Source organism: Sphingobium sp. TomTYG72 (assembly GCF_055394715.1).
This window is the reverse complement of sequence record NZ_AP027337.1, coordinates 490226-516097: the sequence shown is the minus strand read 5'-3', so window position 1 is coordinate 516097 and position 25872 is coordinate 490226. Positions and strand designations below refer to the sequence as shown.

At 61.7% G+C, this 25872-nt stretch carries 23 protein-coding genes and 1 riboswitch; of the genes, 15 read left to right on the top strand and 8 right to left on the bottom strand.

Features of this window, described 5'->3' with window-relative positions:
- Positions 1 to 116: 116 nt before the first annotated feature.
- Entirely contained in the window at positions 117 to 1571 is a 1455-nt protein-coding gene (locus ACZ5U1_RS15805) for a helicase HerA domain-containing protein (RefSeq protein ID WP_464780092.1), read from the top strand.
- The gene (locus ACZ5U1_RS15800) at positions 1568 to 2029 is read left to right on the top strand and encodes a low molecular weight protein-tyrosine-phosphatase (protein ID WP_464780091.1); all 462 of its coding nucleotides are present in this window, start codon (positions 1568 to 1570) and stop codon (positions 2027 to 2029) included. Before ACZ5U1_RS15805 ends, ACZ5U1_RS15800 begins: the two co-directional genes overlap by 4 nt.
- A gap of 167 nt (positions 2030 to 2196) precedes the next feature.
- On the opposite strand, the gene ACZ5U1_RS15795 is transcribed toward ACZ5U1_RS15800, so the two are convergent.
- Positions 2197 to 4299, bottom strand: coding sequence for a malate synthase G (locus ACZ5U1_RS15795; RefSeq protein ID WP_464780090.1), 2103 nt, complete (start codon positions 4297 to 4299; stop codon positions 2197 to 2199).
- Positions 4300 to 4409: 110 nt separating this feature from the next.
- On the opposite strand from ACZ5U1_RS15795, the gene ACZ5U1_RS15790 reads away from it, so the two are divergent.
- From ACZ5U1_RS15790 to ACZ5U1_RS15775, 4 genes are all read left to right on the top strand, one after another.
- A complete protein-coding gene (locus ACZ5U1_RS15790; RefSeq protein WP_464780089.1) occupies positions 4410 to 5306 on the top strand; it encodes a LysR family transcriptional regulator in 897 nt (298 codons plus the stop codon).
- Between the two features lie 181 nt (positions 5307 to 5487).
- Complete coding sequence (locus ACZ5U1_RS15785; protein WP_449469801.1) at positions 5488 to 5667, top strand: hypothetical protein; 180 nt, start codon at positions 5488 to 5490, stop codon at positions 5665 to 5667.
- Between the two features lie 201 nt (positions 5668 to 5868).
- Positions 5869 to 6115, top strand: a riboswitch (cobalamin riboswitch).
- Positions 6116 to 6294: 179 nt separating this feature from the next.
- Positions 6295 to 8313 carry a TonB-dependent receptor gene (locus ACZ5U1_RS15780; protein ID WP_464780088.1) on the top strand — a complete coding sequence of 673 codons (2019 nt, stop codon included), beginning with the start codon at positions 6295 to 6297 and terminating at the stop codon, positions 8311 to 8313.
- A gap of 232 nt (positions 8314 to 8545) precedes the next feature.
- Positions 8546 to 8788, top strand: a complete 243-nt coding sequence (locus ACZ5U1_RS15775) for a hypothetical protein (protein WP_449469799.1) — start codon at positions 8546 to 8548, stop codon at positions 8786 to 8788.
- Positions 8789 to 8826: 38 nt separating this feature from the next.
- Here ACZ5U1_RS15775 and ACZ5U1_RS15770 read toward each other — a convergent pair whose 3' ends face one another.
- The gene (locus ACZ5U1_RS15770; protein ID WP_464780087.1) at positions 8827 to 9279 is read right to left on the bottom strand and encodes a MaoC family dehydratase; all 453 of its coding nucleotides are present in this window, start codon (positions 9277 to 9279) and stop codon (positions 8827 to 8829) included.
- Between the two features lie 318 nt (positions 9280 to 9597).
- On the opposite strand from ACZ5U1_RS15770, the gene ACZ5U1_RS15765 reads away from it, so the two are divergent.
- The 3 genes from ACZ5U1_RS15765 to ACZ5U1_RS15755 all read left to right on the top strand — a co-directional run bounded on the left by ACZ5U1_RS15765 (position 9598) and on the right by ACZ5U1_RS15755 (position 11943).
- A complete protein-coding gene (locus ACZ5U1_RS15765) occupies positions 9598 to 10347 on the top strand; it encodes a helix-turn-helix domain-containing protein (RefSeq protein WP_464780086.1) in 750 nt (249 codons plus the stop codon).
- Positions 10348 to 10640: 293 nt separating this feature from the next.
- Entirely contained in the window at positions 10641 to 11018 is a 378-nt protein-coding gene (locus tag ACZ5U1_RS15760; RefSeq protein WP_464780085.1) for a hypothetical protein, read from the top strand.
- A 34-nt stretch (positions 11019 to 11052) separates the two neighbouring features.
- The gene (locus ACZ5U1_RS15755; RefSeq protein WP_464780084.1) at positions 11053 to 11943 is read left to right on the top strand and encodes a hypothetical protein; all 891 of its coding nucleotides are present in this window, start codon (positions 11053 to 11055) and stop codon (positions 11941 to 11943) included.
- A gap of 43 nt (positions 11944 to 11986) precedes the next feature.
- Here the strand turns inward: ACZ5U1_RS15755 and ACZ5U1_RS15750 are convergent, their stop codons facing one another.
- The 4 genes from ACZ5U1_RS15750 to bktB all read right to left on the bottom strand — a co-directional run bounded on the left by ACZ5U1_RS15750 (position 11987) and on the right by bktB (position 16289).
- Positions 11987 to 12517: a VOC family protein gene (locus tag ACZ5U1_RS15750; protein ID WP_464780820.1), complete on the bottom strand. Its 531-nt coding sequence runs from the start codon at positions 12515 to 12517 to the stop codon at positions 11987 to 11989.
- Positions 12518 to 12572: 55 nt separating this feature from the next.
- Positions 12573 to 14324, bottom strand: coding sequence for an N-acyl-D-amino-acid deacylase family protein (locus ACZ5U1_RS15745; RefSeq protein WP_449469787.1), 1752 nt, complete (start codon positions 14322 to 14324; stop codon positions 12573 to 12575).
- A gap of 272 nt (positions 14325 to 14596) precedes the next feature.
- Positions 14597 to 14908 carry a hypothetical protein gene (locus ACZ5U1_RS15740; protein ID WP_460988437.1) on the bottom strand — a complete coding sequence of 104 codons (312 nt, stop codon included), beginning with the start codon at positions 14906 to 14908 and terminating at the stop codon, positions 14597 to 14599.
- A gap of 199 nt (positions 14909 to 15107) precedes the next feature.
- Positions 15108 to 16289 (bottom strand): beta-ketothiolase BktB, encoded by a 1182-nt coding sequence (bktB, locus tag ACZ5U1_RS15735; protein WP_464780083.1) that lies wholly within the window; start codon positions 16287 to 16289, stop codon positions 15108 to 15110.
- A 199-nt stretch (positions 16290 to 16488) separates the two neighbouring features.
- On the opposite strand from bktB, the gene ACZ5U1_RS15730 reads away from it, so the two are divergent.
- Both ACZ5U1_RS15730 and ACZ5U1_RS15725 read left to right on the top strand, forming a co-directional pair.
- Positions 16489 to 17169, top strand: a complete 681-nt coding sequence (locus ACZ5U1_RS15730) for a TetR/AcrR family transcriptional regulator (RefSeq protein WP_464780082.1) — start codon at positions 16489 to 16491, stop codon at positions 17167 to 17169.
- Positions 17170 to 17286: 117 nt separating this feature from the next.
- On the top strand, positions 17287 to 17994 hold the full coding sequence (locus tag ACZ5U1_RS15725) for a TetR/AcrR family transcriptional regulator (RefSeq protein WP_460988440.1): 708 nt from the start codon (positions 17287 to 17289) through the stop codon (positions 17992 to 17994).
- A gap of 51 nt (positions 17995 to 18045) precedes the next feature.
- Here the strand turns inward: ACZ5U1_RS15725 and ACZ5U1_RS15720 are convergent, their stop codons facing one another.
- Complete coding sequence (locus ACZ5U1_RS15720; RefSeq protein ID WP_464780081.1) at positions 18046 to 19296, bottom strand: TetR/AcrR family transcriptional regulator; 1251 nt, start codon at positions 19294 to 19296, stop codon at positions 18046 to 18048.
- Between the two features lie 122 nt (positions 19297 to 19418).
- On the opposite strand from ACZ5U1_RS15720, the gene ACZ5U1_RS15715 reads away from it, so the two are divergent.
- Genes ACZ5U1_RS15715 through ACZ5U1_RS15700 form a run of 4 tightly spaced genes read left to right on the top strand, consistent with a single transcriptional unit; the run spans position 19419 to position 24316 of the window.
- Positions 19419 to 20279, top strand: coding sequence for a TauD/TfdA dioxygenase family protein (locus tag ACZ5U1_RS15715; RefSeq protein WP_464780080.1), 861 nt, complete (start codon positions 19419 to 19421; stop codon positions 20277 to 20279).
- A gap of 14 nt (positions 20280 to 20293) precedes the next feature.
- The gene (locus tag ACZ5U1_RS15710; RefSeq protein WP_464780079.1) at positions 20294 to 21148 is read left to right on the top strand and encodes a hypothetical protein; all 855 of its coding nucleotides are present in this window, start codon (positions 20294 to 20296) and stop codon (positions 21146 to 21148) included.
- Entirely contained in the window at positions 21145 to 22899 is a 1755-nt protein-coding gene (locus tag ACZ5U1_RS15705) for an N-acyl-D-amino-acid deacylase family protein (protein ID WP_464780078.1), read from the top strand. The genes ACZ5U1_RS15710 and ACZ5U1_RS15705 overlap by 4 nt, the downstream gene beginning before the upstream one ends.
- A 31-nt stretch (positions 22900 to 22930) precedes the next feature.
- Entirely contained in the window at positions 22931 to 24316 is a 1386-nt protein-coding gene (locus tag ACZ5U1_RS15700; RefSeq protein ID WP_464780077.1) for an FAD-binding oxidoreductase, read from the top strand.
- A 29-nt stretch (positions 24317 to 24345) separates the two neighbouring features.
- Here ACZ5U1_RS15700 and ACZ5U1_RS15695 read toward each other — a convergent pair whose 3' ends face one another.
- The gene (locus ACZ5U1_RS15695) at positions 24346 to 25668 is read right to left on the bottom strand and encodes an MFS transporter (protein ID WP_464780076.1); all 1323 of its coding nucleotides are present in this window, start codon (positions 25666 to 25668) and stop codon (positions 24346 to 24348) included.
- Positions 25669 to 25872 lie beyond the last annotated feature (204 nt).

The following is a 25872-nucleotide window of genomic DNA, read 5'->3' as shown; positions in this document are numbered from 1 at the left end:
GAAGCCCTCCACTTCTCAAGAAGTAAAGCCCTTCGACAGGCTCAGGGCGAACGGAGAAGTGAGACACACCCACACCACCCTTGCGCGAATCCCACCGCATGGGCCAAAGGACAGATGTGACCGCCACCATCAGCATAGGAACCGACGGCAACGGCAACCCCGTTCCGATCGACGTAGAGGAATTGCTCGCCACCCGCCTGCTCGTTCAGGGCAATTCGGGGTCCGGCAAGTCGCACCTCCTGCGCCGCCTGCTGGAAGAAAGCGCATCCCTCGTCCAGCAGGTCGTCATCGATCCCGAAGGCGACTTCGTCACCCTAGCCGACGAATATGGCCATGTCGTCATTGACGCGGGCGACTATAATGAGCGCGAGATCGTGAAGATGGCCGCGCGCATCCGCGAACATCGCGCCTCGGTGGTCCTCAGCCTCGAAAGCCTCGAACTCGAAGCGCAGATGAAATGCGCCGCAACCTTCCTCTCCACCCTGTTCGACGCCCCGCGCGACCATTGGTATCCCGCCCTTGTCGTCGTGGACGAAGCGCAGATGTTCGCCCCCGTCGCCGCCGGAGACGTATCCGACGAAGCCCGCCGCCTGTCGCTCGCCGCCATGACCAACCTCATGTGCCGGGGGCGCAAACGCGGCCTTGCGGGCGTCATCGCCACCCAGCGCCTCGCCAAGCTTGCCAAGAATGTCGCGGCCGAAGCGTCCAACTTCCTCATGGGCCGCACCTTCCTCGACATCGACATGGCCCGCGCCGCCGACCTGCTCGGCATGGAGCGCCGCCAGGCCGAACAGATACGCGACCTTGAGCGTGGCCGTTTCCTAGCGCTCGGCCCCGCCATCTGCCGCCGCCCCGTCGCGGTGAAGATCGGCACGGTAAAGACCAGCACACGAGGCGGCACCCACAAGCTGATGCCGCCCCCCACCGCCGCGACCGAAAATATGCAGGAACTCCTCTTCGCCAGCGCAGGCGAGGATGACATGCTGCCCCCTCCACCACCCCGCGCCGAACCGCCGCCGCTCCCTGCCGAGGAACTGATGCGCGCCCTCGCCGCCGCGCCCCTCGCCAAGCCCGCTGCGCCCGAACTCGACTTCGGCCAGAATGAGCCGGTGGTCATCGCCGTCCTCGAAGAGATCGTCGCCGACCTGGGAGATGCGCAACCCAGCGTCGCCAGCCTCTATCAGGATTTCGGCGTCCGCTGCCGGATGAAGGGCCTGCGCACGCCCCCGCTCGATCTCGCCGCCTTCCGCAAGCGTTTCGCCATGGCGCAGGCGGGCATGTTCGACGCCGCCGATCCGCGCTGGGATGACGCGATGAAGGCCGCCCAGCCTCTGCCTGAAGACATGCTAGCTCCCTTCCTCCTCATCGCCCGCGCCGCGATGCAGGGCCTGCCCTGCCCGGACGACACAGCCCTTGCCCGCGCCTATGGCACCAGCTCGCCGGGCCGCGTCCGCCGCCTCATCGACTATATGGAAAAGATCGGCGTCATCGTCGCCCGCACAGACTTCGGCGGCCGCCGCTCGATCGGCGTGCCGCAACTCGGCCTCTCAACAGCAGCGGCCGAAGGATGACCATCTCCGTCCTCTTCGTCTGCCTCGGCAATATCTGCCGCTCACCGCTGGCCGAAGCAGCCCTCCGTGCCGAAGCGGAAAAGGCTGGCCTGCCCATCAAGGTCGATTCAGCAGGAACCGGTGACTGGCACGTGGACTGTCCGCCCGACAGCCGCGCCCAGGCGGTAGCCCTACGCAACGGCATCGACATATCCACCTATCGCGGCCGTCAGGTCTCGGTCCAAGACTTCCACAGCTTCGACCACATCTTCGCCCTCGACGCGGAAAACCTCCAAAACCTCCGCCGCATCCGCCCGTCAAATGGCATCGCCACCCTCCGCCTCCTCATGGACCTGATCCCCGGTCGCGAAGGCACCAGCGTCACCGACCCCTATTTCGGCGAGGACGAAGGCTTTGACGAGACATGGGACGATGTAACTCGCGCGGCAAAGGCGCTGATAGAACTGTTCAAACGCTAAGTATCCCGTGCTCCTGCGAAGGCAGGAGCCTAGATCCCCGTTGGCGCTGGGCTCCGGAGCCCAATGAAGATTGTTCACGCAGAGGCGCAGAGACCCCAGAGCAACGCCAACGAAACCCTCTGCGAACTGTGCGCCTCTGCGCGAAAATCAAAGCCCGTAACAACCGTTCAAGCAACCACCTTCACCCGCGCCCGATAAGCATGCAGCAACGGCTCGGTATAGCCATTAGGCTGCGCCACCCCCTCAAACACCAGCGCCCGCGCCGCCTGAAACGCCAGACTGCTCTCCTCCCGCCCGCTCATCGGCTGGTAGAGCGGATCGCCCGCATTCTGCGCATCGACCTTGGCCGCCATCCGCCGCAGCGCCGCGTCCACCTCGTCAGCCGAACACACCCCATGCAGCAGCCAGTTGGCGATATGTTGCGAAGAAATTCGCAACGTCGCCCGGTCCTCCATCAGCCCTACATCATGAATGTCCGGCACCTTGGAGCAGCCCACGCCCTGATCCACCCAGCGCACGACATAGCCCAATATCCCCTGCGCATTATTGTCCAGCTCATCGCGAACATCCTGCGCCGACCAGTTTACCCCCGCCGCCAGCGGTAACGTCAACAACGCCTCCAGCCCAGCAACCGGCTCAGCCTTCCGCTCCGCCTGCCGCGCAAAGACATCGACCTCATGATAATGCGTCGCGTGCAAGGTCGCCGCAGTCGGCGAAGGCACCCAGGCCGTATTCGCCCCCGTCATCGGATGACCGATCTTCTGCTCCAGCATGTCCGCCATCCGGTCGGGAGCCGCCCACATGCCCTTGCCGATCTGCGCCTTGCCCGACAGGCCGCAAGCGAGCCCGATCTGCACATTGCGATCCTCATAAGCCTTGATCCACGCCGCGCCCTTCATCTCGCCCTTGCGGATCATCGGCCCCGCGCGCATCGACGTGTGGATCTCATCCCCCGTGCGATCCAAAAAGCCCGTGTTGATGAACACGATCCGGTCCCGCACCACATAGATGCAGGCAGCAAGGTTGGCGGAAGTCCGCCGCTCCTCGTCCATCACGCCAACCTTCAGCTGATGCCGCTCCAGCCCCAGCAAATCCTCGATCGCATCGAACAGTTCGTTGGTAAAGGCGACCTCTTCAGGCCCGTGCATCTTGGGCTTCACAATATAGATGCTGCCCGCCCGGCTATTGACGAAACGCCCGTTCCGCCGAATGTCGTGCAGGGCAATCAGGCTGGTAACGATCCCATCCAATATCCCTTCGGGCGCCTCGTTCCCATTGGACAGCCGCACCGCAGGCGTCGTCATCAAATGCCCGACATTGCGCACGAACAGCAAAGACCGTCCCGGCAAGGTCAACGCACCTCCATCAGGCGCGACATAGGCGCGGTCCCCATTCAACCGCCGCGTCATCATCGCGCCATTCTTCTCGAAGCTGTCCTCCAGATCGCCCTTCATCAGCCCCAGCCAGTTGGCATAGGCCGCGACCTTGTCCGCCGCATCCACTGCCGCAACGGAATCCTCCAGATCGCAAATGGTGGACAGCGCCGATTCCAGCACAACGTCCGCCAGATGCGCCGGGTCATCCCGCCCGATCGGATGACTTGCGTCGATCACCAGCTCAATATGCAGCCCATTGTTGCGAAGCAGGATGTTGTCGCCTGCCCGCCCGGCAAGTTGCGCAGGGTCGCGCAAGACCGGCGTGCCACCCGCCCAATCCGCCCAGCTTCCTTCCGCCAGAGGAACCGCCCGGTCCAGGAACGCCTTGGCCCACGCAATCACCTGTGCGCCGCGCGCCGGATCATAGCCCTTGCCCGCCGCCGCGCCCGGAATGGCATCGGTCCCGTACAACGCATCATAAAGGCTGCCCCAACGCGCATTGGCAGCGTTCAACAGGAACCGTGCATTGAGGATAGGCACCACCAACTGCGGCCCGGCCAGCGTTGCCAACTCTTCATCCACCCGGCCTGAAGCGATGGAAAAAGGCGCGGGCTCCGGCACCAGATAGCCGATCTGGGTCAGGAAAGCCCGATAAGCCTCCGCATCAAAGGGCCGCCCCGCTTGCTCGCCATGCCAGCTGTCGATCTGCGCCTGAATCGCGTCGCGTTTGTCCAGCAGAGCCGAATTGACCGGCGTGAACCGCGCGAAAATCGCAGCCGCGCCCTGCCAAAATGCGTCCGCGGCGATCCCCGTCCCCGGCAGGACTTCCCCATCGATAAAGCGCGCCAGCTCGGCGGCAACCATCAGGCCCGATTTCTCGATCATGCCGTCCATGGGCAACTCTCCATCCAAAATACTGCGACGAAAGCCTATAGACCCCTCTCCATCCTCGCACTAGACAACAAGAACTCAAAGCATCTGTTCCTCACAGGAAAAGATTATCGATGGATCCCGATTATCTTCTCTTCGCCCGCGCGGTGGAGGCAGGCAGCCTTTCGGCGGCGGGCCGCATATTGAACATCTCGCCCGCCATGATGTCGAAACGCATCTCCCGGCTGGAAGCGCGCCTCGGCGTCCGCCTCATCCATCGCACCACGCGCCGCCTTGCCCTGACGGAGGAAGGCGCCAGCCTGCACCGCGACCTTGTCGCCATCCTCGACGCCATTCAGCAGGCCGAAGACCGCGTCGCCAACCGCCATCGCACCGCATCCGGTCCGCTGCGCATTTCGGCTCCCACCTCCTTCGGCCGCCTGCATGTGGCGCCTCATGTCGGCCGCTTCCTGGATCTGCATCCGCACGTCGACCTCGAACTCAACCTGTCCGACGCTTATGAAGACCTGCTTGCCGAGCGCATCGACGTGGCAGTCCGCATCACCAGCGACATTCCTCTCCATCTGGAGGGACATCATCTCGCCACCAACCGCCGCATCCTCTGCGCCAGCCCCGCCTATCTTGCCGCGCATGGCATTCCGGACAAGATCGCCGACCTCCCCCGCCACCGCCTGCTCGCGGCCGATGGACAATTGCCATGGCGGCTGGTGAATGGCCGCGCGCGCAAGCTGATCGACGGGCACAGTCATGTCCGCACCAACAGCAGCGAAATCGTCCGCGAACTCGCCCTGACCGGCGTCGGCATCGCGTTACGCTCGCTCTGGGACGTGGGCGACCTGATCGCGGGAGGCAGCCTCGTCCGCGTCCTCGATAGCTGGGAAGGACCCGAGGACCTCGCCGTCCACGCCGTCCATCCCCGCGCCGCAGGCCGTCCCGCCGCCGTAGACGCCTTCATCGCCTTTCTGCGCGAAACCTTCCGCGATGCATCGTGGAACAGGGGCAGCTCGTAGAAAGAAGCCCCCATGGAACGCGCACGCAACTCCCTGAAAAGCGCAGAAATTCGCTTCTGAAGTCATTTCCCATGCTGCTGTCAAAAAACAGAAGCTTTTCGAAGTTAACCTGCGTAATGGCAGCGGGAAACAGGCCGATGTTATCGTTCGTGCCATAAGAACTTAAGAGAGGATAAGGGCCATGCGCCCCAATGACGCGTCACATTTTTCCGCCTGCGCCGCCCAGGAAGCGCGGCAAGCCCGGGAAGCCCGCCTGCGCGGCGCCGACCAGGCCACCATCGCCCTCCACAACGAACGCGCCGTCCGCTACCAGGCCATGGCGCTGCGCCTCCAGCGCGAGCGTGGCGCGACGCTGAACTGATTGCCAGACCCCATCCCCTCTCCCCTTCAGGGGAGAGGGTGCCGAGCGTAGCGAAGGCGGGAGAGGGGAACGCAAGCACGACCGCCGATCCCCTCTCCCCAACCCTCTCCCCTGAAGGGGAGAGGGAGCAAGTTACCTAACCCAACCACCCTTGCCCAACCCCCACAGCTCCGCTATCGCGCCCGTCACCCGGGCAACCCCTGGGGAAATGATCGCGCCGGTGCCTCGAAAGAGGCTTAAAAGGGAACATGGTATAGGAGGCACCCGCCTCCCAAAGCCAGGGCTGTCCCTGCAACTGTAAGCGGCGAGCGCGATGCACATCGCCCCTCCTCATAGGTAGGATGGGGCAAGTCACTGGGCCGGACGCTAAATCCTGCGAGGCCCGGGAAGGCCGTGCATCAAGCGATGACCCGCGAGCCAGGAGACCTGCCGGCGTCTGGTCGCTCTTGCCTTGGTCCAGGGGATGGCCGCGGCACGGTAACTCCGTCTGAGCGACGAACGAGCGGCAAGAGGCCGCTTCGGTGACGTTGGCGGCCGCCTTGGGGGCGTCCGGCTGCCCGCGCGCGCCGGTCGCCGTCTGGCGGCAGGTCTCTTGCCGGATGTCGCCAGACGCCCGGAGTGCATGAAGTGAAATTACCCAACCAACTCCACCGCGCCGCCTGCGCGCTGACTGCCACGTTCCTCCCCCTCCCCGCCTTCGCCGCCGACGCGAACGACGCGGCCGACGACGCCAGCACCATCATCGTGTTCGGCCGGGGCGAGGACAAGATCGGCACCGCCCATGCAGCCAGCGAGGGCAGCGTCAGCGGCGCGGACCTGCTCGTCCGCCCGCTGCTGCGCGTCGCTGAATTGCTCGAAGCGGTGCCCGGCATGGTCGCCGCCCAACATTCGGGCAGCGGCAAGGCCAATCAATATTTCCTGCGCGGCTTCAATCTCGACCATGGATCGGACTTCACCACCTATATTGACGGGGTTCAGATGAACTTCCGCACCCACGGCCATGGCCAGGGCTATCTCGACTTGAACGGCCTCATCCCCGAAATCATCGCGCGGGAGGATTTTCGCAAAGGCCCCTACCGTGCCGATGGCGGCGACTTCGCGCTGGCAGGCGCGGCCTATATGAGCACGATCGACGGCTATGACCGGCCATGGGTCGCGGCGGAGGGCGGCTCCTTCGGCTGGCGCAGGCTGGCTTCAGGCGGCACCGTCAAGGCGGGCGCAGGCAATCTCACCCTCGTCGCCCAAGCCAAGGCCTATGACGGCCCGTGGCAGGAGGCCGAACATCTGCGCCATTATGCGGGCTTCGCCAAATATACGCTTCCCGCCGGGGCCGGTAAGATCGACGCCACGCTCCACGCCTATCGCGCGACATGGCGCCCGACCGAGCAGATTCCCGAACGGATCATCGGCACGCCGATCTGCCCCGACGTCTTCTGTTCGCCTGATCCTTCCGCGCGCGGTGAAACGACGCGCATCATCGGCAATCTCGCCACCGTCCAGCCGACATGGCGCGCCAATCTTTACGCGCAGTTTTACGACTGGACGATGTTCTCCAACCCCACCTACACCGATCCCGACGGCACCAGCGCACAAATCGAGCAGTTCGATCGCCGCTGGATAGTGGGCTTCACCGGTGAAAAGCGCTGGGACATCGCCCCGGCACTGCATCTGAAGCTCGGCACGGAAAACCGTTACGACGCCATCGGCAATGTCGGGGTCAATCGCACCGCGAACCGCGCCTTCCTCTCCTCGCTCGGCCGCTATCGCGTAAAGCAGGGTTCAGCAGCCCTTTATGGCGAAGCGACCGTCACACCGCTGCCTGGCTTGCGCATCACTGGCGGCCTTCGCGGCGACTATTATCATTATGACGTCCGCGCCCGCGACGCCGTCGCCGCCGCGCTGGGCGAAGGCAGCGGATCGGACACGCTCGTCTCTCCCAAGGCATCGGCCGCCTGGGCGATCACGCCGCGCGTCGAACTTTATGCCAATTGGGGCCGGGGCTTCCATTCCAACGATGCGCGCGGCGCGGTCAATGTTGATACGCCTGTTCCCATGCTCGTGCGCGGCACGGGCAAGGAATTGGGCGGCCGCCTGCAACTGCCCAGCTTCACCTTCACTGCAACCTATTGGTGGCTGAATGTCGGCAGCGAGTTGCGCTTCGTCGGCGACTCAAACGCGGTCGAACCCAGCGGAGCGAGCCGCCGCCACGGTTATGAGTTTGTCGCTTTCTGGCGCCCGCTCCCCTGGCTCGCCTTTGACGGCAACTACACCGCCAGCCACAGCCGCTATACCAATGGCGACCATATCCCCAACGCTTTCAAAAATGCCGCGTCCGCTGGCGCAGCCATCGTGCTTGACCCATGGGAAGCCAGCATCCGCGTCCGTCACCTTGGCCCCTCGCCGCTGATCGAGGACAATAGTGCGCGCGATTCCGGCAGCACGGTCATCAACGCGCGCGCCGCCTGGAAGGGAAAGCGGGTGCAAATCTATGCCGAACTGCTCAACATCCTAGGCAGCCGGGACAAGGACATCGCTTATTATTACGAGTCCTACCTTCCCGCCGCCGATGCGGAGCCTGTCGAAGGGAGGCTAAGCCGCGTTGTTGAACCGCGAACGGTGAGGGGCGGCGTCAAGTTCAGCTTCTGATGCTAGGGAAGGCCGCCTCTTAAAAAGAAGCTGCGGCCTTCCCAATCAGTCACTTATGTAATGAACGGTAGCGTTCATAAGTAAAAATGAACAGAACATCAGTCAAAACGATAGTAAATATATGTTAAATACCCTTGGAAATTTTGAGACATGGTTGACGTCTTTTCGCCTCTATGCAATTTTCCCCCCTCGGCAATCTGAACAAAGAATCAGTAGCCTGGAGAGGATGCCAATGAAGCACGCACCATTAAGGGGCGCCGTTTTTCACGCGATATTGCGTGACTGCCTGGAAGCACAGCGCGCCCCCAAGGAAACAGAGATACAACTGATCGCCTGCAAGATATGGCAGGACAGTTTCGCGGCGATCACGCACAAGAACTGGCACGACCTCGTACCTGGCGGCGAGGAGTATGAATACACCATCAACGCGGCGCGCATGGCCTTCGGCCTCCACGCGACCAACACCGCAGCCTAAATGGATAGCCTAATCCGCTTACTCCGCCGATTGCCGGATCAAAGCTGGAATTGGGTTATCCATTCGCAGATGAGGGCGGGCTTGCTCTCGCCTTCTATCTCTACCGTCGCTTCGGTGGTCAGCTGAATCTGGCCCGGCCGCTTTTCGACGATCTCCAGCGGCTTGAACCTTCCGCGCACACGTTTGCCGGATCGGACAGGCGCCAGGAAACGCAGCTTGTTGCTGCCATAATTGATCTCCGTAGCGCCGTTGGGAACGATGTCGCCTCGCGCATCGGCGCACAGATACGGCAAGAGTGAAAGCGTCAGGAACCCATGGGCGATCGTCCCGCCAAAGGGCGTCTGCTTCGCGCGCTCCGGATCGACATGGATGTATTGATGATCCTTGGTCGCTTCGGCGAACTGGTCAATCATCTCCTGACTGACTAGGAACCAGCCCGACACGTCTTCCTCATCCGCCCGCGCCTGAAGATAATCGAGAAACTGGCTCATTCCATTCACCCCCCATGCTGCTCCAAGAGCGAAACTATGCACAAGCATGCGCGAATGCGATAGGAAAATACTCCAATGGCGAGGATGGTCAGTTGGACCTTGTCAGCGGCATTGACTTACTTACCCTTGCCCAAAAGAATAAGCTGGAGAGGCCATGACTGGAGAAGACAAGAAGCTTCGGCTGCACGAAAGCCGTGCAGCCGAAGAGTCGAGGGATGGATATCGATCGCGGAACCATCCACGATCAAACATCGCGGGATATGATCTAGCGCCGTGGCCGACCCATATCATCCTCGTTGCATGGGAAGGGATCATCTGATGAGCCCCTCTCATCCGTCCAACGACCCTTTCGGAATGGAACATGAACTGCTGCTGACGGCGCTCCGGCGGCGGCTGCGAGCAGCGGGCCTGACCCAGGCTGACGTATCGCAAAAGCTTGGCGTGGGCACCGCTACCGTCAAACGATGGCTGCATGGCCGCGGGCTGGGCCTGCGCACCTTGTCGCAGCTATGTGCGCTCGCCGACACCACGCTCACCGAAATCGCCGAAGAGGCCGCCGTGCGCGATCGGTCATCCGACAAGCTGACGCTTGCGCAGGAAAAGGCACTGACAACAAGCCCGGAATTATCCACCATTTTCTTCATCATCGTCACGGGTTGGCCGGTGTCGGAAGCCGAGGAAGGCTTTGGCATACCGCCCGAGCATATCGCCCAACATGTTGAGCGGCTGGAAAGGCTGGCGCTGATCGATCGCCTGCCGGGAGGACGTCTGCGCGCGCGGCTGGACCCGGCCCATGTGTGGCAACGCGAACCCATGCGCAGGCATTTCGAACAGCATATGAAGCATCTGTTCTTCAATCTGAACTATGGAGACCCCGATACAATCTTCGGCGTGGAGACGGTCAAGCTGTCGCCCGTGGGCGTCGCGCGTGTCGCGGAAAGGATCGAGCGTTTCAGGGCCGAACTGCGGGAAATCGCGCAGGCGGATCGTCGCACCTCGGCCCTGCCCGGGGAATGGCACGCTGTTCTTGCAGTGGCATGTCCGGTGGCGCCGCTGAAACCTCGCTGATTGTTGATGACCCTTGACGAAGGGATCATTTCAAGACACGCTGCACGCAAACAAGATGGCTCGGCCGAAGAACTAATCGGTGGCCGAAGCTGTCAGGAGAGGATGCAGAAAGGGCTCGCGGCCATGTGCTGCGGATCAGGCTGCATCATGAACAACATAATGGCGGAACACCGCCAAACGTCCGCTTTCGGATGCGCGCGCGCGTGTTCGGCCCCGGATGGTGGACCGAGCTTCTAAACGGAGCACGGCCCGTATCGAGGGATGGCATCGCCCGACGAGAGGAAGGGATTGCCATGCGTTCATCTATTGCCGTTGCGTTAGCGGGCATATCATCGCTCGGCACGACAGCGGCTCTGGCGCAGACTGCCAACCCGGCCTCACAGGCTGTGGTCCAAGGGCAGTTGGCCGATATCATGGTGACTGCACAACGGCGCGATGAAAGCCTGCAAAAGGCGTCCCTTGCCGTGACCGCCATCGGGCGGAGCAACGCGGGCAGCTGCACGTCACCATGTGCAATCGTGATCTGGCGGCCAACCAACCGGATGACCGCTTATGGCAAGGTATCCACCGGCAATGTCACGAGAGGGATATTGAGCGGCATTCCCTACAAAGCAGAAACATTGACCGCAGCTACGAACGCGGGCGGACCTATGGTGTCGAACTTGGGGTGAGTTTCTAAAAGACAGAATGAAGAGGAGAGACATGATGGAAAACGAGATTGCAGCGCGCGTAAGCAGCGCGGATTTTGAATATTATAATGGCTCGGGGCCGGGATTCACGACCGAAAGCTCCGTCTTGATCAGTTCTTCGCCCTATCTCAACCACCCGCAACTGCGCGCGCTGATCGCTCAGGAGATGCTACGGCGGAACGGCGCTGAACTGCCTAACACCGCCTATATTCCCGATGTCGTTAAGATATTGATGGAACTGGAAAACTGGCCCCGCATCTTCCAGCTGTTCGAGGAAGAAAAGGCGCGCCTTCCTGAATTCAAGACCTGGTTGGACGGCAAAAAAGTCTCGCTGTTCAAGAATGAGGAACTGGCAGGCGCGGAGCCCGGAACGTTACGCGCCGTGATCTACGATTTCGTGGTCAACAGCGGCTATAATATGGACCATTTCTTCCAGGGGATGGAGATAGAGACCGATTTCGACTTCTATATGAAGGAGCGGACCCATACCCATGACATCGAACATATGATCACGGGTTTTGAAACCAATCATGCCGGTGAAATAGCGCTGTTGGCAGCGAACATGCGAGCGATTTATAAATATTTCACACCCGAACTCGCATCCTTCTTCAACCGCGTCGGCTCCTATCTGCGCGCCAAGACAATGATGAAGAGCGGGCTATTCTATCCTGAGTCGGTGAAGATAGAGCTGGATGCCGAAGACATTGGCGCAGTACAAGGGCGTAATTGGAAGCATCCCCTCTTCCTCATACCCTATCGCGACTATCTCGACTGGCAGGTGACTGATATTCGCGAGGAATTCGGCATCACCAATCCGCCAAAGCCCGGTGAATGGGCATGGACCACCGCGATCAGCGAAGACCCAAGGCCAAGCCATCAGGGCATGCCCTCCATGGCGGCGGAGTAAGATCAGGATTGGCGCTGTCCCTCTGATGAGGGGCAGCCGCCTACTACATTGCCGCGAAGTCGATCACCGTTACAGGATCGCTGCCGTCCCAGTCGCGGGCCGCCGCGATCCCTGCTTCACACATGCCACGCATGTCGGGACCGCAGATAAATTCGAATAATGGCCCAGGCTCGCCGAGGACGCGCAAATAGGCGACGCGCGTGGCAGGGTTATGCGCCGTGAAAAGCACTTCCATGCCCCCCGCCACCGCCGTTTCGACGGCCGCGTCCAGATCATCGACTATACGGGCGATGTGATGAAGGCCCAGCAAGCGCGACCCATCATCAGCTCGATAGGGTGACGGGGCGTCGTTCGTGGCCTCTATCAGTTCAATTTGCACGCCATCCTGATAGGATAATCCGACATGCATCGTGACCCGCGTCGGCTCGCCACGATATTGGCCATCCAGCGCGACATTGCGGAATAGGGTCCATGGACCCACGCCCGAATGACTGATCCAGCGATTTATGCTGGCATCGAGATCGTCCACCAATATCCCGATCTGGTCGATCGCGCCGAATTTAGCCAAATCGATATTCCCATTTGCAAGGTCAGGGTGCGAGCGGCCTGCGCCGCCCGCACCCCTTCTTTTATTCAGCGGCTTCCAACGAAGCCAGCGCGTCATTCGCCGCAGCGGTGGGCACCAGATATTCGCCCGGACGGGCGCCGGTATAGCTGTTGCCGTCAAAGGTCTTGACCCCATTCACCAGCGTAAGCCGCATGGGCGCAGCCGGACGAGTGAAGCGCCATGTCGTACCGCCATCGCCATCGGGCACGTCGAACCGCTTCTCCATATTGCGATATTCGACCTCGCTCAGGTTGAAGACGGCAATGTCGGCGCGCCGCCCGACCTTGATCTCGCCCGTATCATGCAGGCCGAAGAAATTGGCGAGCTTGCCCGTCTTTACATGGATCGCCTGCTCCAGAGTGAGCAGCCCTTCCCGCACATATTTGGTGAAGAGCAGGATATTCTCGCCGCCACCGCATAGCATCTGAAGATGCGCGCCCGCGTCGGAGATATTCCCCACCGTCTGCGGGTCCAGCATAAGCTGGATGGTCAGGTCCTCATCCTTCGGGAAGGGCGCCATATGCACGGTGGATTTGGTGCCATTCTCAAGAATCCACTGCGCCATCGCGTCCGAACGGTGCAGACCACGCGACTCCGCAAATTCCTTCAAAGTGCCGCCCACGGGGCCGGTGCCATTTTCGCTATCCAGCAGATACAGGTCCTGCGGATTATTCATCGGCGAATGCGGCCACGCCTTGGTGTCCCAACTCTCCCGCGCCCGCGCCCGCCAGTCGGGATCGGCCAGCAGGCGCGCCTTTTCCTCATGCGTTTCGGCGAGGACTACTTCATGCCAGACATAGTCATTGGACTGGGCGAAGATCAGCGACTTGACGAGGCTCAGCGTGCTGGTCGGCGAGACATGTGCATAGCCGGGCCAGACATCTATCCCTTCTTCCTTCAGCTTCGCAAGGGTGTCCTGCAACCGGGGCAGAATATCCTTCTGGAATTCCAGCGTCGGAATGCCACCCGCCACCTGCATACGGATAGCCCGGCCTTTCGCCAGCCGCCCAAGCCGCTCCAGACTTTCCGGTCCGGTCTTGCGCATGAAGGTGTCGATGATGACCTGATAGGTCGTGCCGGGGTAACGCTCCATCACCGTAAAAAGCGCTTCGAACTCCGCGTCATCGGCGAGCAATGTCGGGATGGCGCGGTCGTCGCCATCATGGTCGTGCAGATTGTCCGACAATCCAAGAGCCCCAGCGGCCAGCGCATCCTCCAGCAGTTCGGCCATGCGCGCAATCTCTTCAGCCGTTGCCGCGCGATCCCATGCTTCAACGCCCATCGCAGCGAGACGCAGGGCAATATGACCAACGAACGCAGAGTAATTGGCAGGCAGGCTGATGTTGCGCGCCATCGAAGCCTTATATTCCGACCACTTCTCCCAGTCCCATGGGACGTTCTGGAGGAAGGGCTTCAACGGAATATCCTCGAAGAAGGAGAAAATCTTGATCATCTCCAACTGCGCGGCCTTTTCCTTCGAAAGCGGCGCTGCGCTAAAGCCGCAATTGCCCAGAATTACCGTGGTCGCCCCGTTGCCGGGCAGCGGATCAAGGTCCGGTTGCCACCACATCGTCGCGTCATAATGGGTGTGGCTTTCGATGAAGCCCGGCGTCACATAGCACCCACTGGCATCCACCACTTCCTCACCGGCGGCGGCGGTCAGACCCGCGCCGATCTCGGTGATCCTGCCGCCTGCCACGCGCACGTCAGCAGCATAGCCGGGCGCGCCTGTGCCATCGACCACCGTGCCGCCACGGATCAACATGTCCGTCATCTCTCTCTCCTCTTGAGGCTTGTTTTCCCTCGAGCCGAAGCCATTGCATCTGTGTCGCCCGTTCACCGGCGATCGTGCTGGATGCAGGCTATCGCGACCCGGCCGACCACCGCAAGTTCACTGCCGGACAAGTGGGTGGTAGGATCATCGGGTGATCCCGATCGGGATTGATGGGTGATCCCATCGGTCGGGACCAGGATGCATCGGTCAACTGGAGGCCATCAAGGCCCGGCGGCGCAAAGCGCCCTGACCAGGCCGATAACGCTTCCCTATCAAGCCGCCGATTGAAGCCCTCCCTCGACTCCCTGATCCGCAATGCCCGTAGCGGTAGAGAGCCGTTCAGGCTCCATCATAAGTGCGACAAAATGCCACCACGCAGGAATAGCGGGACGTAACGCCAACAACTGCCCCTGGCGACGCACCGCGACCCAACGGCCATCTTCGCGTTCAAATTTCCACTGGGGATCGCAATTGAGCGGAACCTGTTCGAATTCAGGCGCACCGTTCTGCCGAGGACCGATCGCCCGGAGCTGACTGGGAACTTCGCGGCATGCGCCTCCGGGAAACTCGACGAGAACGGACATGATCTACTCCATGCCAGCGGGTGGTCAAACCGCCGCCTCGTCCAAACGCACGACAAGGGATTGAGTTCTCGAAATAAGGAGAGGACATGACGCATCATGTTCGGGATAGGGCCGTCGGGAGCAGCAGAGCCGCTCTCCTACAGGCATCGACAGTGACGCCGAACCCCGAATGTCCGGGGTTCGGCGCGACATTCAATCGTCAGTCGACATTCTCGATCACCAGCGCGATGCCCTGACCGCCGCCGATGCACATGGTGATAAGGGCATAGCGGCCGCCGATTCGCTTCAGTTCATAAGCCGCCTTGATCGTCAGGATCGCGCCGGTCGCGCCGACAGGATGACCAAGGGCGATGCCCGACCCGTTCGGGTTCAGCTTTTCCCCATCGAACTGCAACGCGTTGGCTACCGAAAGAGCCTGCGCCGCAAAGGCTTCATTCGCTTCGATCACGTCCATCTGATCCAGCGTCAGCCCGGCCCGTTTCAGGGCAACCGGCACCGCCTTGATCGGGCCTTCACCCATATATTCCGGTTCCACCCCCGCATGGCCCCAGGCAAGTATCTTCGCTAGCGGCTTCAGCCCGCGCCGTTCCACTTCGCTTGCCGTCGCCAGGACAACGGCGGCCGCGCCATCATTGATGCCGGACGCGTTGCCTGCGGTAACCGTCCCATCCTTCTTGAACGCAGGACGCATGGCGGCCAGCGTCTCGGCGCTGGTGTCGGCGCGGGGATGTTCGTCCGTGTCGAAAATGGTCACGCCCTTGCGCGTCTTGACCTCGACCGGCACGATCTGCTCCTTGAACCGGCCTTCCGCGATAGCCCGCACCGCGCGCTGATGCCCTTCGGCCGCCAGCGCATCCTGCTGTTCGCGCGTGATGCCATGCCGTTCGGCGCAGTTTTCCGCCGTCACGCCCATATGGTATCCGCCGATCGCATCCTGAAGCCCGCAGACCAGCGCGTCCTCTACCGGATTGTCGCCCATCTTCCGGCCCCAGCGCGTGCCATGATCATGATAAGGCACATTGGACATCGATTCAGCGCCACCCGCGACGGTGATCGACGCTTCACCCAGCTTCATCATCTGCGCGGCCGATACGATCGCCTGTACGCCCGATCCGCAAAGCCTGTTCAGTGTCAGCGCCGGAACCTCAAACGGAACCCCTGCCTGCAAGGCGATGGCGCGCGACAGCATGCCATCGCGGGCACTGGTGGGCATCACCTGACCGATCACGACATGCTCAACGTCGGAAGCCGACACACCGGCACGGGACAGCGCTTCCTTCACGACGATGCTGCCGAGCTGCGAAGGCATGAAGGGCTTCAGCGAGCCGCCGAAATCGCCAATCGCCGTCCTGACGCCGCTGACAATATAAATATCTTCCATCTCTGATCCTCTGAGCAATGGGATGCGCCGTTCCGCACTTGCAGGCGCTCATGCGCCCCCACACGCAACTGTCAAGGACAATGCGCACCGTGCCACATGGGTGGCGGCGGCGCCTGACCATATAGGAATGGCTATGCTTGCCGACCAGATCAGCCGCGACATATGGCCAAATCCCGGTCGGCCCGTTACGAACAAACCCATGACCAGCACCGCCCAGCGCGCCATCAGCGAACATGTCGTCCAACGCACCAGCAAGGGACAGCGCACCGTCGACCGGCTACTCGACACGGCGGAACTGCTGTTCGCGCAGAAGGGCTATGAAGCGACAGCGTTACGGGACATCGCCGCGGCGGCGAACATTCAGCAGCCCGGCCTGTACAAGCATTTCGAAAGCAAGGACGCCCTGTACCGACAAGTTCTACAACGGGCGCTCCAACCCCTGGCGGACGAGATGGAAGCGACCATCAGCCGGTCGCCGCGAGAAGCCTCCTTTCGCACGCTGTCCGACAAGCTGATCGATGTGCTGGCACAGCATCCCAATGTGTCCATGCTGCTTATCCGGTCGATCCTGTCGCCTCCATCGGATCGGGACGACATCGGGATGGCGTGGGTAGAACGGCTGATGGATTATGGACGGCGGATCACACGCGCGGCCGAGGTCGAGCCTCCGGCCGAGGATCTGATCCTCCAGATCGTTGCCATCTTCAACATGATGTTCGGCTATTTCTGGGCCGCCCCTCTTTCTCGAGGATTGGCAGGCATTGACCCGCTCTCTCCAGCGATGATCGAGCGGCAAAAGGCGCTGCTGAGCCGATTTATCGCGACGATCGAACAGGACCAGCCTGACGGGAAAGCCACGGCAGGCGCCTCACCGGAATAGCGGTCAACGTGCATCTGCCTTGTTTCCGATCCGTAACGCCTTAAACTGCCCTTCCCACATTTTCGCGAGGCGGGGACGCCGATCGCCCAGCTTGGTCCCGGAGTAATAGTACAAACGATGTCCGCCACCCGTCTTTCCAGCGTCGGTCGCCGCGCTTCCATCATCGCGGCGGCCAGGGCGGTTTTCGCGCGCCACGGGTTAGAGGGCGCGCGGACGCAGCAGATCGCCCGCGCCGCAGGTGTGTCGGAAGCCCTGCTGTTCCGCCATTTTCCTACCAAGACGCACATCTATCGGGCCGTATTGCGCGAGGTGATCGCAGACCAAAATAGGGTCTTCCGATCATTCGGTGACGCCGAAGCCAGCACAGAGGGCTTGCTCGAAATTTTGCGGCGTACCTTCAGATATGCGACCGCCGGGATGTACGCCCTCAATGCAGAAGGCTTGCGCATGGTCTTAGGCAGCCTTGCCGGCGACGGAGGCTACGCTCGCCTCGTCTATCGCCGGGCCTTGCGCTTGACACTGCCCAATCTGGAAAAGGCGTTGCAGGCGGCACGGGCCGACGGGGGAATACCCGGAGAGGCGCTTTCGACAACGAATGTCGGCGCTTTCATAGAACATATCAGCACGATGATGCTGGTGGCGCGCTGCCATGAAAAGACTGCGATACCCTATGAGGAAGATCGCGTGTTGCGCGACGCGATCCTCTTCTGCGCACGCGGGCTTGGCGTAGCGGAACCACGCATCCAGCGATTCCTGGAGCAGATGAAATCATGCGAGCCCGAAACCGCGGCATTCATCCGATCGGGAACGCCTGTCACGCCGTAGGATGTGAATTGGGAACCTTCTTCACCAGCTTCGGTGGATTCGAGATAAGGCTCAAAGCACTGCCACGAACCCCCGCAGGAACATCAACGCCGCACGTTCCGCATAATGCCGCCGTTCAAGCTTTGAGATGGAATGCCCGCCCGCCAGCAGACGGTTGCCACGCATCGCAAGCACCAACAGTTGGCGCGCGTGCCAGTCCGCACTCTCCTTGATGCCCAGGCTTTCCAGCCAGGGGATCAGACCCGTCACCCACGGCCTTCGCAGGATAAGGTAGACGTCCCGCGCCAATGCAGCGTCCCGGCGAGACTGACTGATGACGACGCGGTGCAACCGGATTGAACGACTGGAAGCCAGGTTATCCAAGGCCGCTTCCACATAGCGGCTTAATGCCGCCGGATCGGCTTCACCTAATGGCAACGCTGGCGGCCTTGCCTCGCGCGCGCAGTCTTCGGCCATTATGCGCATGGCAGCTGCAAACAGCCCGGCCTTGCTGACGAAATGCCGGTAGAGCGTCCCCCGCCCCACGCGCGCCTCCTCCCCGATGAGGTTCAGGTTGGCGCCTTCATATCCCTCATCCAGAAAATGGCGTCCTGCTACATCCAGCAAGGTCCGGATATGGGGAAGCGGCTCCTCGCGCATCGAACGCTCAGCGTCGAATAATGGCTCTGGCGCAGGCAAGCCAATCGGCTTTCGCGCCCCGATACCCTGAACAAAGAGCGTGACCCCATGCTGCGCTATACGCTCGCGTTGCTCCGGTGAAGCGGGAGGAAAACCCATGAGGACAACGGGGCCTTCCACCGCAAGCGATCCGAAATCCAGCGCAAGTTCCAGCGGCACCGGACGGTCAACGCCCTTCTCCCTCGCATAATCCTCCAGCGCCAGCCGCACAGGCTCCAACCGCATGCCCTGCCCATTCTGCAACGACGACGCCAGGTCAGGCATCTTGTGCGCGACGCCAGCCGCAACCCAAAGCGCGCCGAACATTCCCTGATCCAGCGCCGAATCCAGAATCGCCCGCGCAAGTCCCGCCAACTCCGATCCGCCAGTGACGGCGCCTTCATGCACCGCAGCCGCGCGAGCTTCGAACTCCGCGCCCTGCGCGTCCAGCGCCGCCCGGAACAGCGCTTCCTTGTCGGGGAAGTAGCGGTAGATCGTCTCCTTGCTGACACCAGCGGTGCGGGCGATCGAATCGATGCTCACCGCGTCAAAACCGCGCTCGACAAACTGCGCGCGCGCTGACGACAGCAAATGCCGGACGCGCGGCGACGCCAGTTGGCTCCCGGCCTCCGCTACCACTTTCATTCAGCATCCCCGCACATTGGAACCTGCTATAACAGGCTCAGGCACCGATGCACCCATGCTTCTTGACGAAAACCGAACGGTTCGATACCGTTCGGTCATATAGAAAGATGGAGAGCGATAAAATGGCATTGCCATGGACGGAGCGGCCGCTGGAACCGTTCGGCGTCGAAATCGGCGTTCGGCTGCAATGGCCGCTACCCGAGGGCTTCGAACAGCGCCTGACCGAGCTATTCGATCGCCACAAACTCATCCTGTTCCGCAATCAGAAGCTCAGCGAGACCGATCAGGTCCGGCTGCTCGAAAATTTCGGCCGCGTCCTGGGATCGCACGGTGAATATCGCGAAATATCCAGCGACGGCGCCCTAGGATCGGGGCCGCTCACCTGGCACAGCGATCTGGCCTTCACCGAAGAGCCCTTCAAAATCATCTCGCTGCACGCAGTTGAAGTGAATGACGGGCAAAGCTGGACCGACTTCGCCAATGGCGCGGCCGCCGCCGACGCCCTCCCGCCACAATTGAAGGCGGCTGTCGCAGGGCGGGAAGCGGTCACGATGATCGCGCCGATCCAGACGCACCGAACGGTCGGCTACGACAGTTCGACCGCCATGCCGCATCAGATACGCCCGGTCATCGTCGCCCACCCCCGAACCGGCGAGTCCATCCTCTATATCAGCGACATGCAAACCGCCCGCATCACCGGCATGGACCAGCTGGAAAGCAACGCCACGCTGAACGCCCTGTTCGCCGAACTCTACCGCGAAGATCGCGTGTACCGGCACCATTGGAACAATGGCGATCTCGTCATCTGGGACAATATCGCGCTCCAGCATGCGCGCGGCGACCTCACCGGCATGACGCCCCGCCGCCTGCAGCGCGTTGTCGTCGCGGACAAGAGCTTCTTCGACCTGCTGCCGCAATTCAAGGTTGGCGACGAACGGATCAGCGCCTGGGGCTCAGGCGACAAGCAATTGATACTTGATTGAAGGAACGACGGAACATGGTCGATATTCCCTATCTGGCGCGCGGCCTGATGCCCGTCGAAACGGACAGCAGCGTGCTCATCTCCTCGTCCAAATATCTGAACAATCCGCGCCTGCGCGAATGGCTGGCGATGATCCTGTTACGGCGCAACGGCCCGGACGTACCGCCCCCGGCGGAAATGTATGAATTCCTGCCGATCCTCGACTCCCTACGCGACTTCGACGCCATCGAGGACATGTTTACCCAGGAGCGGAAGGTGAACCCGGAGCTAGACACCTGGTTCAGCGAAGGCTTCATCTCCACCTACAAGATCGAAGATTTCCAACAATATGAGCCCGGTTCCCTCGGCGGCATCTTCTACCAGCAGATGACCGCCGGAGATTATGAAATCCAGATCACGCCCTGGAAAGAACCGGAAACACAGCTCCAATATTATAATCTGCGCTCCGGACAGACCCACGATTTCGAACATATCCTGTGCGGCGGCGGCTTCAACTTCATGGGCGAGCTGGTGCCCTATTGGTATCGCCTGACCAACGTGCCCAAACATATGCGCAACCCGCATTTGGCGGCGGAGGTCAACATGATCCAGATTTTCGGATCGCTCCGCTACACCGTGCGCACCATGCTGCATTATCCCGAAGTGTGGCCCACCGCCGTCAACGCGATCCAGCGCGGCATGAATGTGGGGCAGCAGAGCGACGCCCTCTTCATGAAGAAGCTCGAAACCGTATTCCATCTGCCGCTGGCCGAGGCGCGCGAAGCGCTGGGCGTGCGCGGCGTCGAAGAGGTCGATACGTCACAAGAAGGCGCCTTTTGGGCGTCGGACGGCAAGACCAGCCTCGAACCCATCGCGAGGGCAGCCGAATGAAAGCATGCGACCTGCTGATCCGTGGCGGCACCATCATCGACGGCAGCGGCGGCGATCCCTTCGTCGGCGATGTCGCCATCCATGATGGCAAAATCGTCAGCGTCGGCGCCTTTACCGGAGAAGCCCGCGAAGTCATCGACGCAACGGGTCTCACCGTCACGCCCGGCTTTGTCGATATCCATACCCATTATGATGGTCAGGCCATCTGGTCGGAGGAACTCTCCCCCTCCTCCTCCCATGGCGTGACCACGGTCGTGATCGGCAATTGCGGCGTGGGCTTTGCGCCTTGCCGCGCTGCTGATCACGACCGTTTGATCCGCCTGATGGAGGGCGTCGAGGACATCCCTGGCGTCGTCATGGCCGAAGGGCTCAGCTGGGATTGGGAAAGCTTCCCCGACTATCTGAACGCCCTCGAAAGCCGCCCCCGCGACATCGACATTGCCGCCGTCCTCCCCCATAGCCCGCTGCGCGTTTTTGTGATGGGCGAACGCGGCGCGCAGCGCGAAACCGCGACGCCTGCCGACCTGCAAAAGATGCAGGCCCTCACCCGCGAAGCACTGGATGCGGGCGCGATCGGCTTCGCAACCTCACGCCTGCTCATCCACCGCACCAAGGCTGGAGAAAATATCCCGAGCTATCAGGCTGACGTCGAGGAACTCAAAGCCATTGCGGGCGCTATGCGGGACGCGGATACCGGCGTCCTGCAAATGGTGCTGGACGCTCCCTTTTCCAGCTGGACCGACGAGCTTTCCCATCTGCTCACCGTCGCAAAGGCGGCGAACCGACCGGCCACCTTCACACTCGGCACCTCCAACACGGGCGAGCCTGTCTGGCAGGAGGCCCTGCGCATCTGCGAGGAAGCCAATGCACAGGGCCTGAAGATCAGCCCGCAAATACTTCCACGTCCGGTTGGCATGGTCTGCGGCTTTGAACTGTCCAGCCATCCCTTCTCGCTCTGCCCAAGTTATGAAGCGATCGCCGCGCTCCCGCTGGACGAGCAACTTCCGCATCTGCGTGACGCCGCCTTCCGTGCCAGGCTCATCGCGGAACAACCGCATGAGGGCCATCCCCTGGCGATGATGACTCGGAACTGGGACTGGATCTTCCCGCTCTCCGACCCGCCCAACTACGAACCCCCAGCGGAAAGCAGCGTCGGAGCGCAAGCGCGCAACCTGAACCGCACCCCGGAAGAGGTCGCCTACGACCTCATGATGAACGGCGGCGATGGCAGGGGGATGCTCTACAACACGCTCGGCAACTTCTATAATGGCAGCCTCGACACGGTGCATGACCTGATCACGCATCCGGACACGGTCATGGGATTGGGCGATGGCGGCGCCCATTATGCGGCGATCTGCGACGCAAGCTATCCCACCTTCCTGCTGACCTATTGGACCCGCGATCGTGAAGGGCCAAAACTCAGCATCCCCCAGGCCGTCCGCGCCCTCACCTCACGCCCTGCCGAGACCATGGGCCTGCGCGACCGGGGCAGGATCGCCCCCGGCTACAAGGCGGACATCAACATCATCGACCTTGAGGCCCTGCGTCTCCACGCGCCTCATATTCGCTACGACCTGCCCGGAGGCGGCCGACGGCTGGACCAGAAAGCCACCGGCTTCGTCGCCACCATCGTCTCGGGCCAAGTCATCCGCCGCACCGACAACGCGACCGGCGCGCGGCCCGGGCGACTGGTCAGGGGCGCTCAAACCGCACCAGCCAACATAGTGGAGGAATATGCCGGAGCGTTGTAACGTGGGTCACTGACCCACGGGAGAGATACAAATGGCAACGGCGGTACATGTCCCGGAAGCTGACTGGTCCGCCCTGCGCGCCATGTTCGGCGATCGGTTCAGCGATAGCGCCGCCATCCGCGATCATCATGGCCGGGCAGAGACCTTCTACCCTGCCATGCCCCCGGACGCGGTTGTCTTCCCCCTCACCACGGAGGAAGTCGCCGCAGCGGTCATTTTCTGCAAGGAACGGGGCATCGCCGTCACGCCTTACGGCACCGGCACATCGCTGGAAGGCAATTTTCTGGCCGCAAGAGGCGGTCTTTGCATCGACCTCTCCCGCATGGATCAGGTGCTCCGCGTCAGTCCAGAAGACCTGGACTGCACCGTGCAGGCGGGCGTCACCCGAAAGCAGCTGAACACCGAGTTGCGCGACACGGGCCTGTTCTTCCCCGTCGATCCGGGCGCGGACGCGTCCCTCGGCGGCATGGCTTCGACACGCGCCTCCGGCACCAACGCGGTTCGCTACGGCACGATGCGCCAGAATGTGCTGGGACTGACGGTGGTGCTTGCCGACGGCCGGATCATCCACACCGGCGGGCGGGCGCGTAAATCCGCGGCCGGGTATGACCTCACCGGGCTGTTGGTCGGGTCCGAAGGCACGCTCGGCATCATTACCGAAGTCACCTTGCGCCTCTATGGCCAGCCAGAAGCCGTCTCCGCCGCCGTCTGCGAATTTGAAACATTGCGCGGCGCGGTGAACGCAGTAATCCAGACAATCCAGATCGGCCTTCCCGTCGCCCGTATCGAATTGCTCGATCCGCTACAGATCCGCGCGATAAATGCCTACAGTCGGACCAACTATCGCGAATGTCCGACGCTGTTCCTCGAATTTCAAGGCACGCCTGCGGGCGTTGCGGAACAGGCGGAAAACTTCGGACAGATCGCCACCGACAATGGCGGCGGACAATTCACCTGGGCGACGAAGACGGAGGACCGAACCGCCCTTTGGGAAGCACGCCACAAGGTCCATTACGCCAATCTTGCGCTGCGGCCAGGGTGCAAGGCGATCGCAACGGATGTCTGCGTCCCGATTTCGCGGCTTTGCGACTGTGTAGACGAAACGCGCAGCGCCATTGAGGCAAGTGGCCTTACCGCACCGATCGTGGGTCATGTCGGCGACGGAAACTTCCATGTCATCCTCGTCTTCGATCCGAACTCGGCCGAGGAAACGCAAAAGGCGAAGGCATTGTCGGAACGGATCGTCGAAATCGCTCTCGCCATGGAGGGCAGCTGCACTGGCGAGCACGGCATAGGCATTGGCAAGAAAGCCCATCTCGTTACGGAGCATGGCGCCGCTGTCGAGGTGATGCGCCAGATCAAGCGGGCACTCGACCCGGATGGCATCATGAACCCTGAAAAGGTTATCGACCTTTGACGCAACCCTCGTTCATCGGAATCTGAGGATCAAGCGGAAGGCAGGCGGCTTTCAGCGTCCAGCCTTCCGCCGCTGCTACCGCGCTTCCAGCTGATCACCATTATCGACAGCAAATGTCCAACGGCGGGACCGATCGCAAAGAACAGATGTACGCCCGCCACCCCTTCCGATCCTGAAGACCTTGGATCAAATCCGAGCAAGCCCACGACGGACAAGGCGATGCCCACGGCCACCGCATAGGCTGCGTTGGTCGTCACATTGAACACGGACGAAAACAGCCCGGCCCGCTCCACGCCGCTACCCTCTCGATGACGATCCGCGACATCATAGATCATCGACCGCAACATCAGGTTACCCGATCCCTGCGTCATTCCCTGTCCCACGATCAGCAGGATGAACAGCCACATGCGATCCGGCGTCAGGAACAGGACCATCAGGTTGATCGCAACCTGCACGCCCTCTGCCATGATCAGCGTTCTCAGCCTCCCGAACCGGTAACTGATCCGCGCCCATAGCGGCGCTGCGAACATGCCGAACGCATATTGCAGCATCAGCAGCATGGCAGGTGAAGCCATGCCCATGTAACGCGTTACGAAAAACAGGAAAACGGCAGTGCGAAAGCCCTGCCCCAGCGCGACGAAGAAATCCGACGCCACGATCCGCCAGAGCGCTGCATCGGTCAGCACCGCTTTCAACCCCTGCCGCCAGTTCGCGCCTGCGGGTGCGCGTTCTGGCAACGACGGCTCGCGAAAGAGAAAGGCGATCAGCACCATGCCAACAGCGAGGACAGCGGCGACGAGCGCCCCCATCGATCCGACCCGAACCTCAGGATTGCCCCGGCCCAGCGCGTCCAGCACGGCAGGCAATACCAGCACCAGAAAGATGCCGATGGACGACCCTGTCTGGATATAGGCTTGGATACGCGCTCGCTCGACCGGCGATGAGGCCATCTCCCCGCCCCAGGCGTAAAGCGGCGTGGAGGTCGCAGTCCACCCCAGGCACAGCAGCAAAAGCCACCCACCAAGATAGAGCGGCGTGGCTCCGGCAGGCGGAGAAAAGACCGCGAGCAGGGACAGAAGGAACAGCACGCCGCCGCCCAAAATCCAGGGTTTCCGCCTTCCAATGCGTGTGCGTGTGTGGTCCGAAGCCCATCCGATAACGGGGTCGGCCGCCGCGCTCCACAGGCGGCTGATCATGAAGACCAGCCCGACGGTCGCCAGGTCCATGCCGATCACCGTCGCGTAAAAGGCAGGCAAATAGGTCTGGAGCGGAATATTGAACCCGCCGGTCGCGATGCTCGTCACGGAAAATGCCGCGAGGCGCGGCCCCGACTCACGCGTCGGCCCGGTCATGCGAACCGACATTCGTGAAGGTGGAAAAGCACACCAATCATCCCGGCTGAAACCTCCCCATTCCATTCATCAGGCGCTGTCAGCCGCCGATCCCATCCCATATCCGCCAAATTCCGAACCCGAAACGCAAATTGCATTTTTTGCAACACAGGGTGTCTTATTATTCGTTTTACAGCGTGCTATCGGCCCCTTGTCTATCCACAA

Excerpts from the sequence above, each read along its gene's own strand:
- ACZ5U1_RS15760 (WP_464780085.1), top strand. The coding sequence starts at position 10,641 with ATGCGTTCATCTATTGCCGTTGCGTTAGCGGGCATATCATCGCTCGGC.
- ACZ5U1_RS15700 (WP_464780077.1), top strand. The coding sequence starts at position 22,931 with ATGGCAACGGCGGTACATGTCCCGGAAGCTGACTGGTCCGCCCTGCGC.
- ACZ5U1_RS15740 (WP_460988437.1), bottom strand. The coding sequence starts at position 14,908 with ATGTCCGTTCTCGTCGAGTTTCCCGGAGGCGCATGCCGCGAAGTTCCC.
- ACZ5U1_RS15730 (WP_464780082.1), top strand. The coding sequence starts at position 16,489 with ATGACCAGCACCGCCCAGCGCGCCATCAGCGAACATGTCGTCCAACGC.
- ACZ5U1_RS15790 (WP_464780089.1), top strand. The coding sequence starts at position 4,410 with ATGGATCCCGATTATCTTCTCTTCGCCCGCGCGGTGGAGGCAGGCAGC.
- ACZ5U1_RS15720 (WP_464780081.1), bottom strand. The coding sequence starts at position 19,296 with ATGAAAGTGGTAGCGGAGGCCGGGAGCCAACTGGCGTCGCCGCGCGTC.
- ACZ5U1_RS15775 (WP_449469799.1), top strand. The coding sequence starts at position 8,546 with ATGAAGCACGCACCATTAAGGGGCGCCGTTTTTCACGCGATATTGCGT.
- ACZ5U1_RS15765 (WP_464780086.1), top strand. The coding sequence starts at position 9,598 with ATGAGCCCCTCTCATCCGTCCAACGACCCTTTCGGAATGGAACATGAA.
- bktB (WP_464780083.1), bottom strand. The coding sequence starts at position 16,289 with ATGGAAGATATTTATATTGTCAGCGGCGTCAGGACGGCGATTGGCGAT.
- ACZ5U1_RS15715 (WP_464780080.1), top strand. The coding sequence starts at position 19,419 with ATGGCATTGCCATGGACGGAGCGGCCGCTGGAACCGTTCGGCGTCGAA.
- ACZ5U1_RS15725 (WP_460988440.1), top strand. The coding sequence starts at position 17,287 with ATGTCCGCCACCCGTCTTTCCAGCGTCGGTCGCCGCGCTTCCATCATC.
- ACZ5U1_RS15695 (WP_464780076.1), bottom strand. The coding sequence starts at position 25,668 with ATGACCGGGCCGACGCGTGAGTCGGGGCCGCGCCTCGCGGCATTTTCC.
- ACZ5U1_RS15755 (WP_464780084.1), top strand. The coding sequence starts at position 11,053 with ATGGAAAACGAGATTGCAGCGCGCGTAAGCAGCGCGGATTTTGAATAT.
- ACZ5U1_RS15745 (WP_449469787.1), bottom strand. The coding sequence starts at position 14,324 with ATGACGGACATGTTGATCCGTGGCGGCACGGTGGTCGATGGCACAGGC.
- ACZ5U1_RS15705 (WP_464780078.1), top strand. The coding sequence starts at position 21,145 with ATGAAAGCATGCGACCTGCTGATCCGTGGCGGCACCATCATCGACGGC.
- ACZ5U1_RS15795 (WP_464780090.1), bottom strand. The coding sequence starts at position 4,299 with ATGGACGGCATGATCGAGAAATCGGGCCTGATGGTTGCCGCCGAGCTG.
- ACZ5U1_RS15710 (WP_464780079.1), top strand. The coding sequence starts at position 20,294 with ATGGTCGATATTCCCTATCTGGCGCGCGGCCTGATGCCCGTCGAAACG.
- ACZ5U1_RS15800 (WP_464780091.1), top strand. The coding sequence starts at position 1,568 with ATGACCATCTCCGTCCTCTTCGTCTGCCTCGGCAATATCTGCCGCTCA.
- ACZ5U1_RS15785 (WP_449469801.1), top strand. The coding sequence starts at position 5,488 with ATGCGCCCCAATGACGCGTCACATTTTTCCGCCTGCGCCGCCCAGGAA.
- ACZ5U1_RS15770 (WP_464780087.1), bottom strand. The coding sequence starts at position 9,279 with ATGAGCCAGTTTCTCGATTATCTTCAGGCGCGGGCGGATGAGGAAGAC.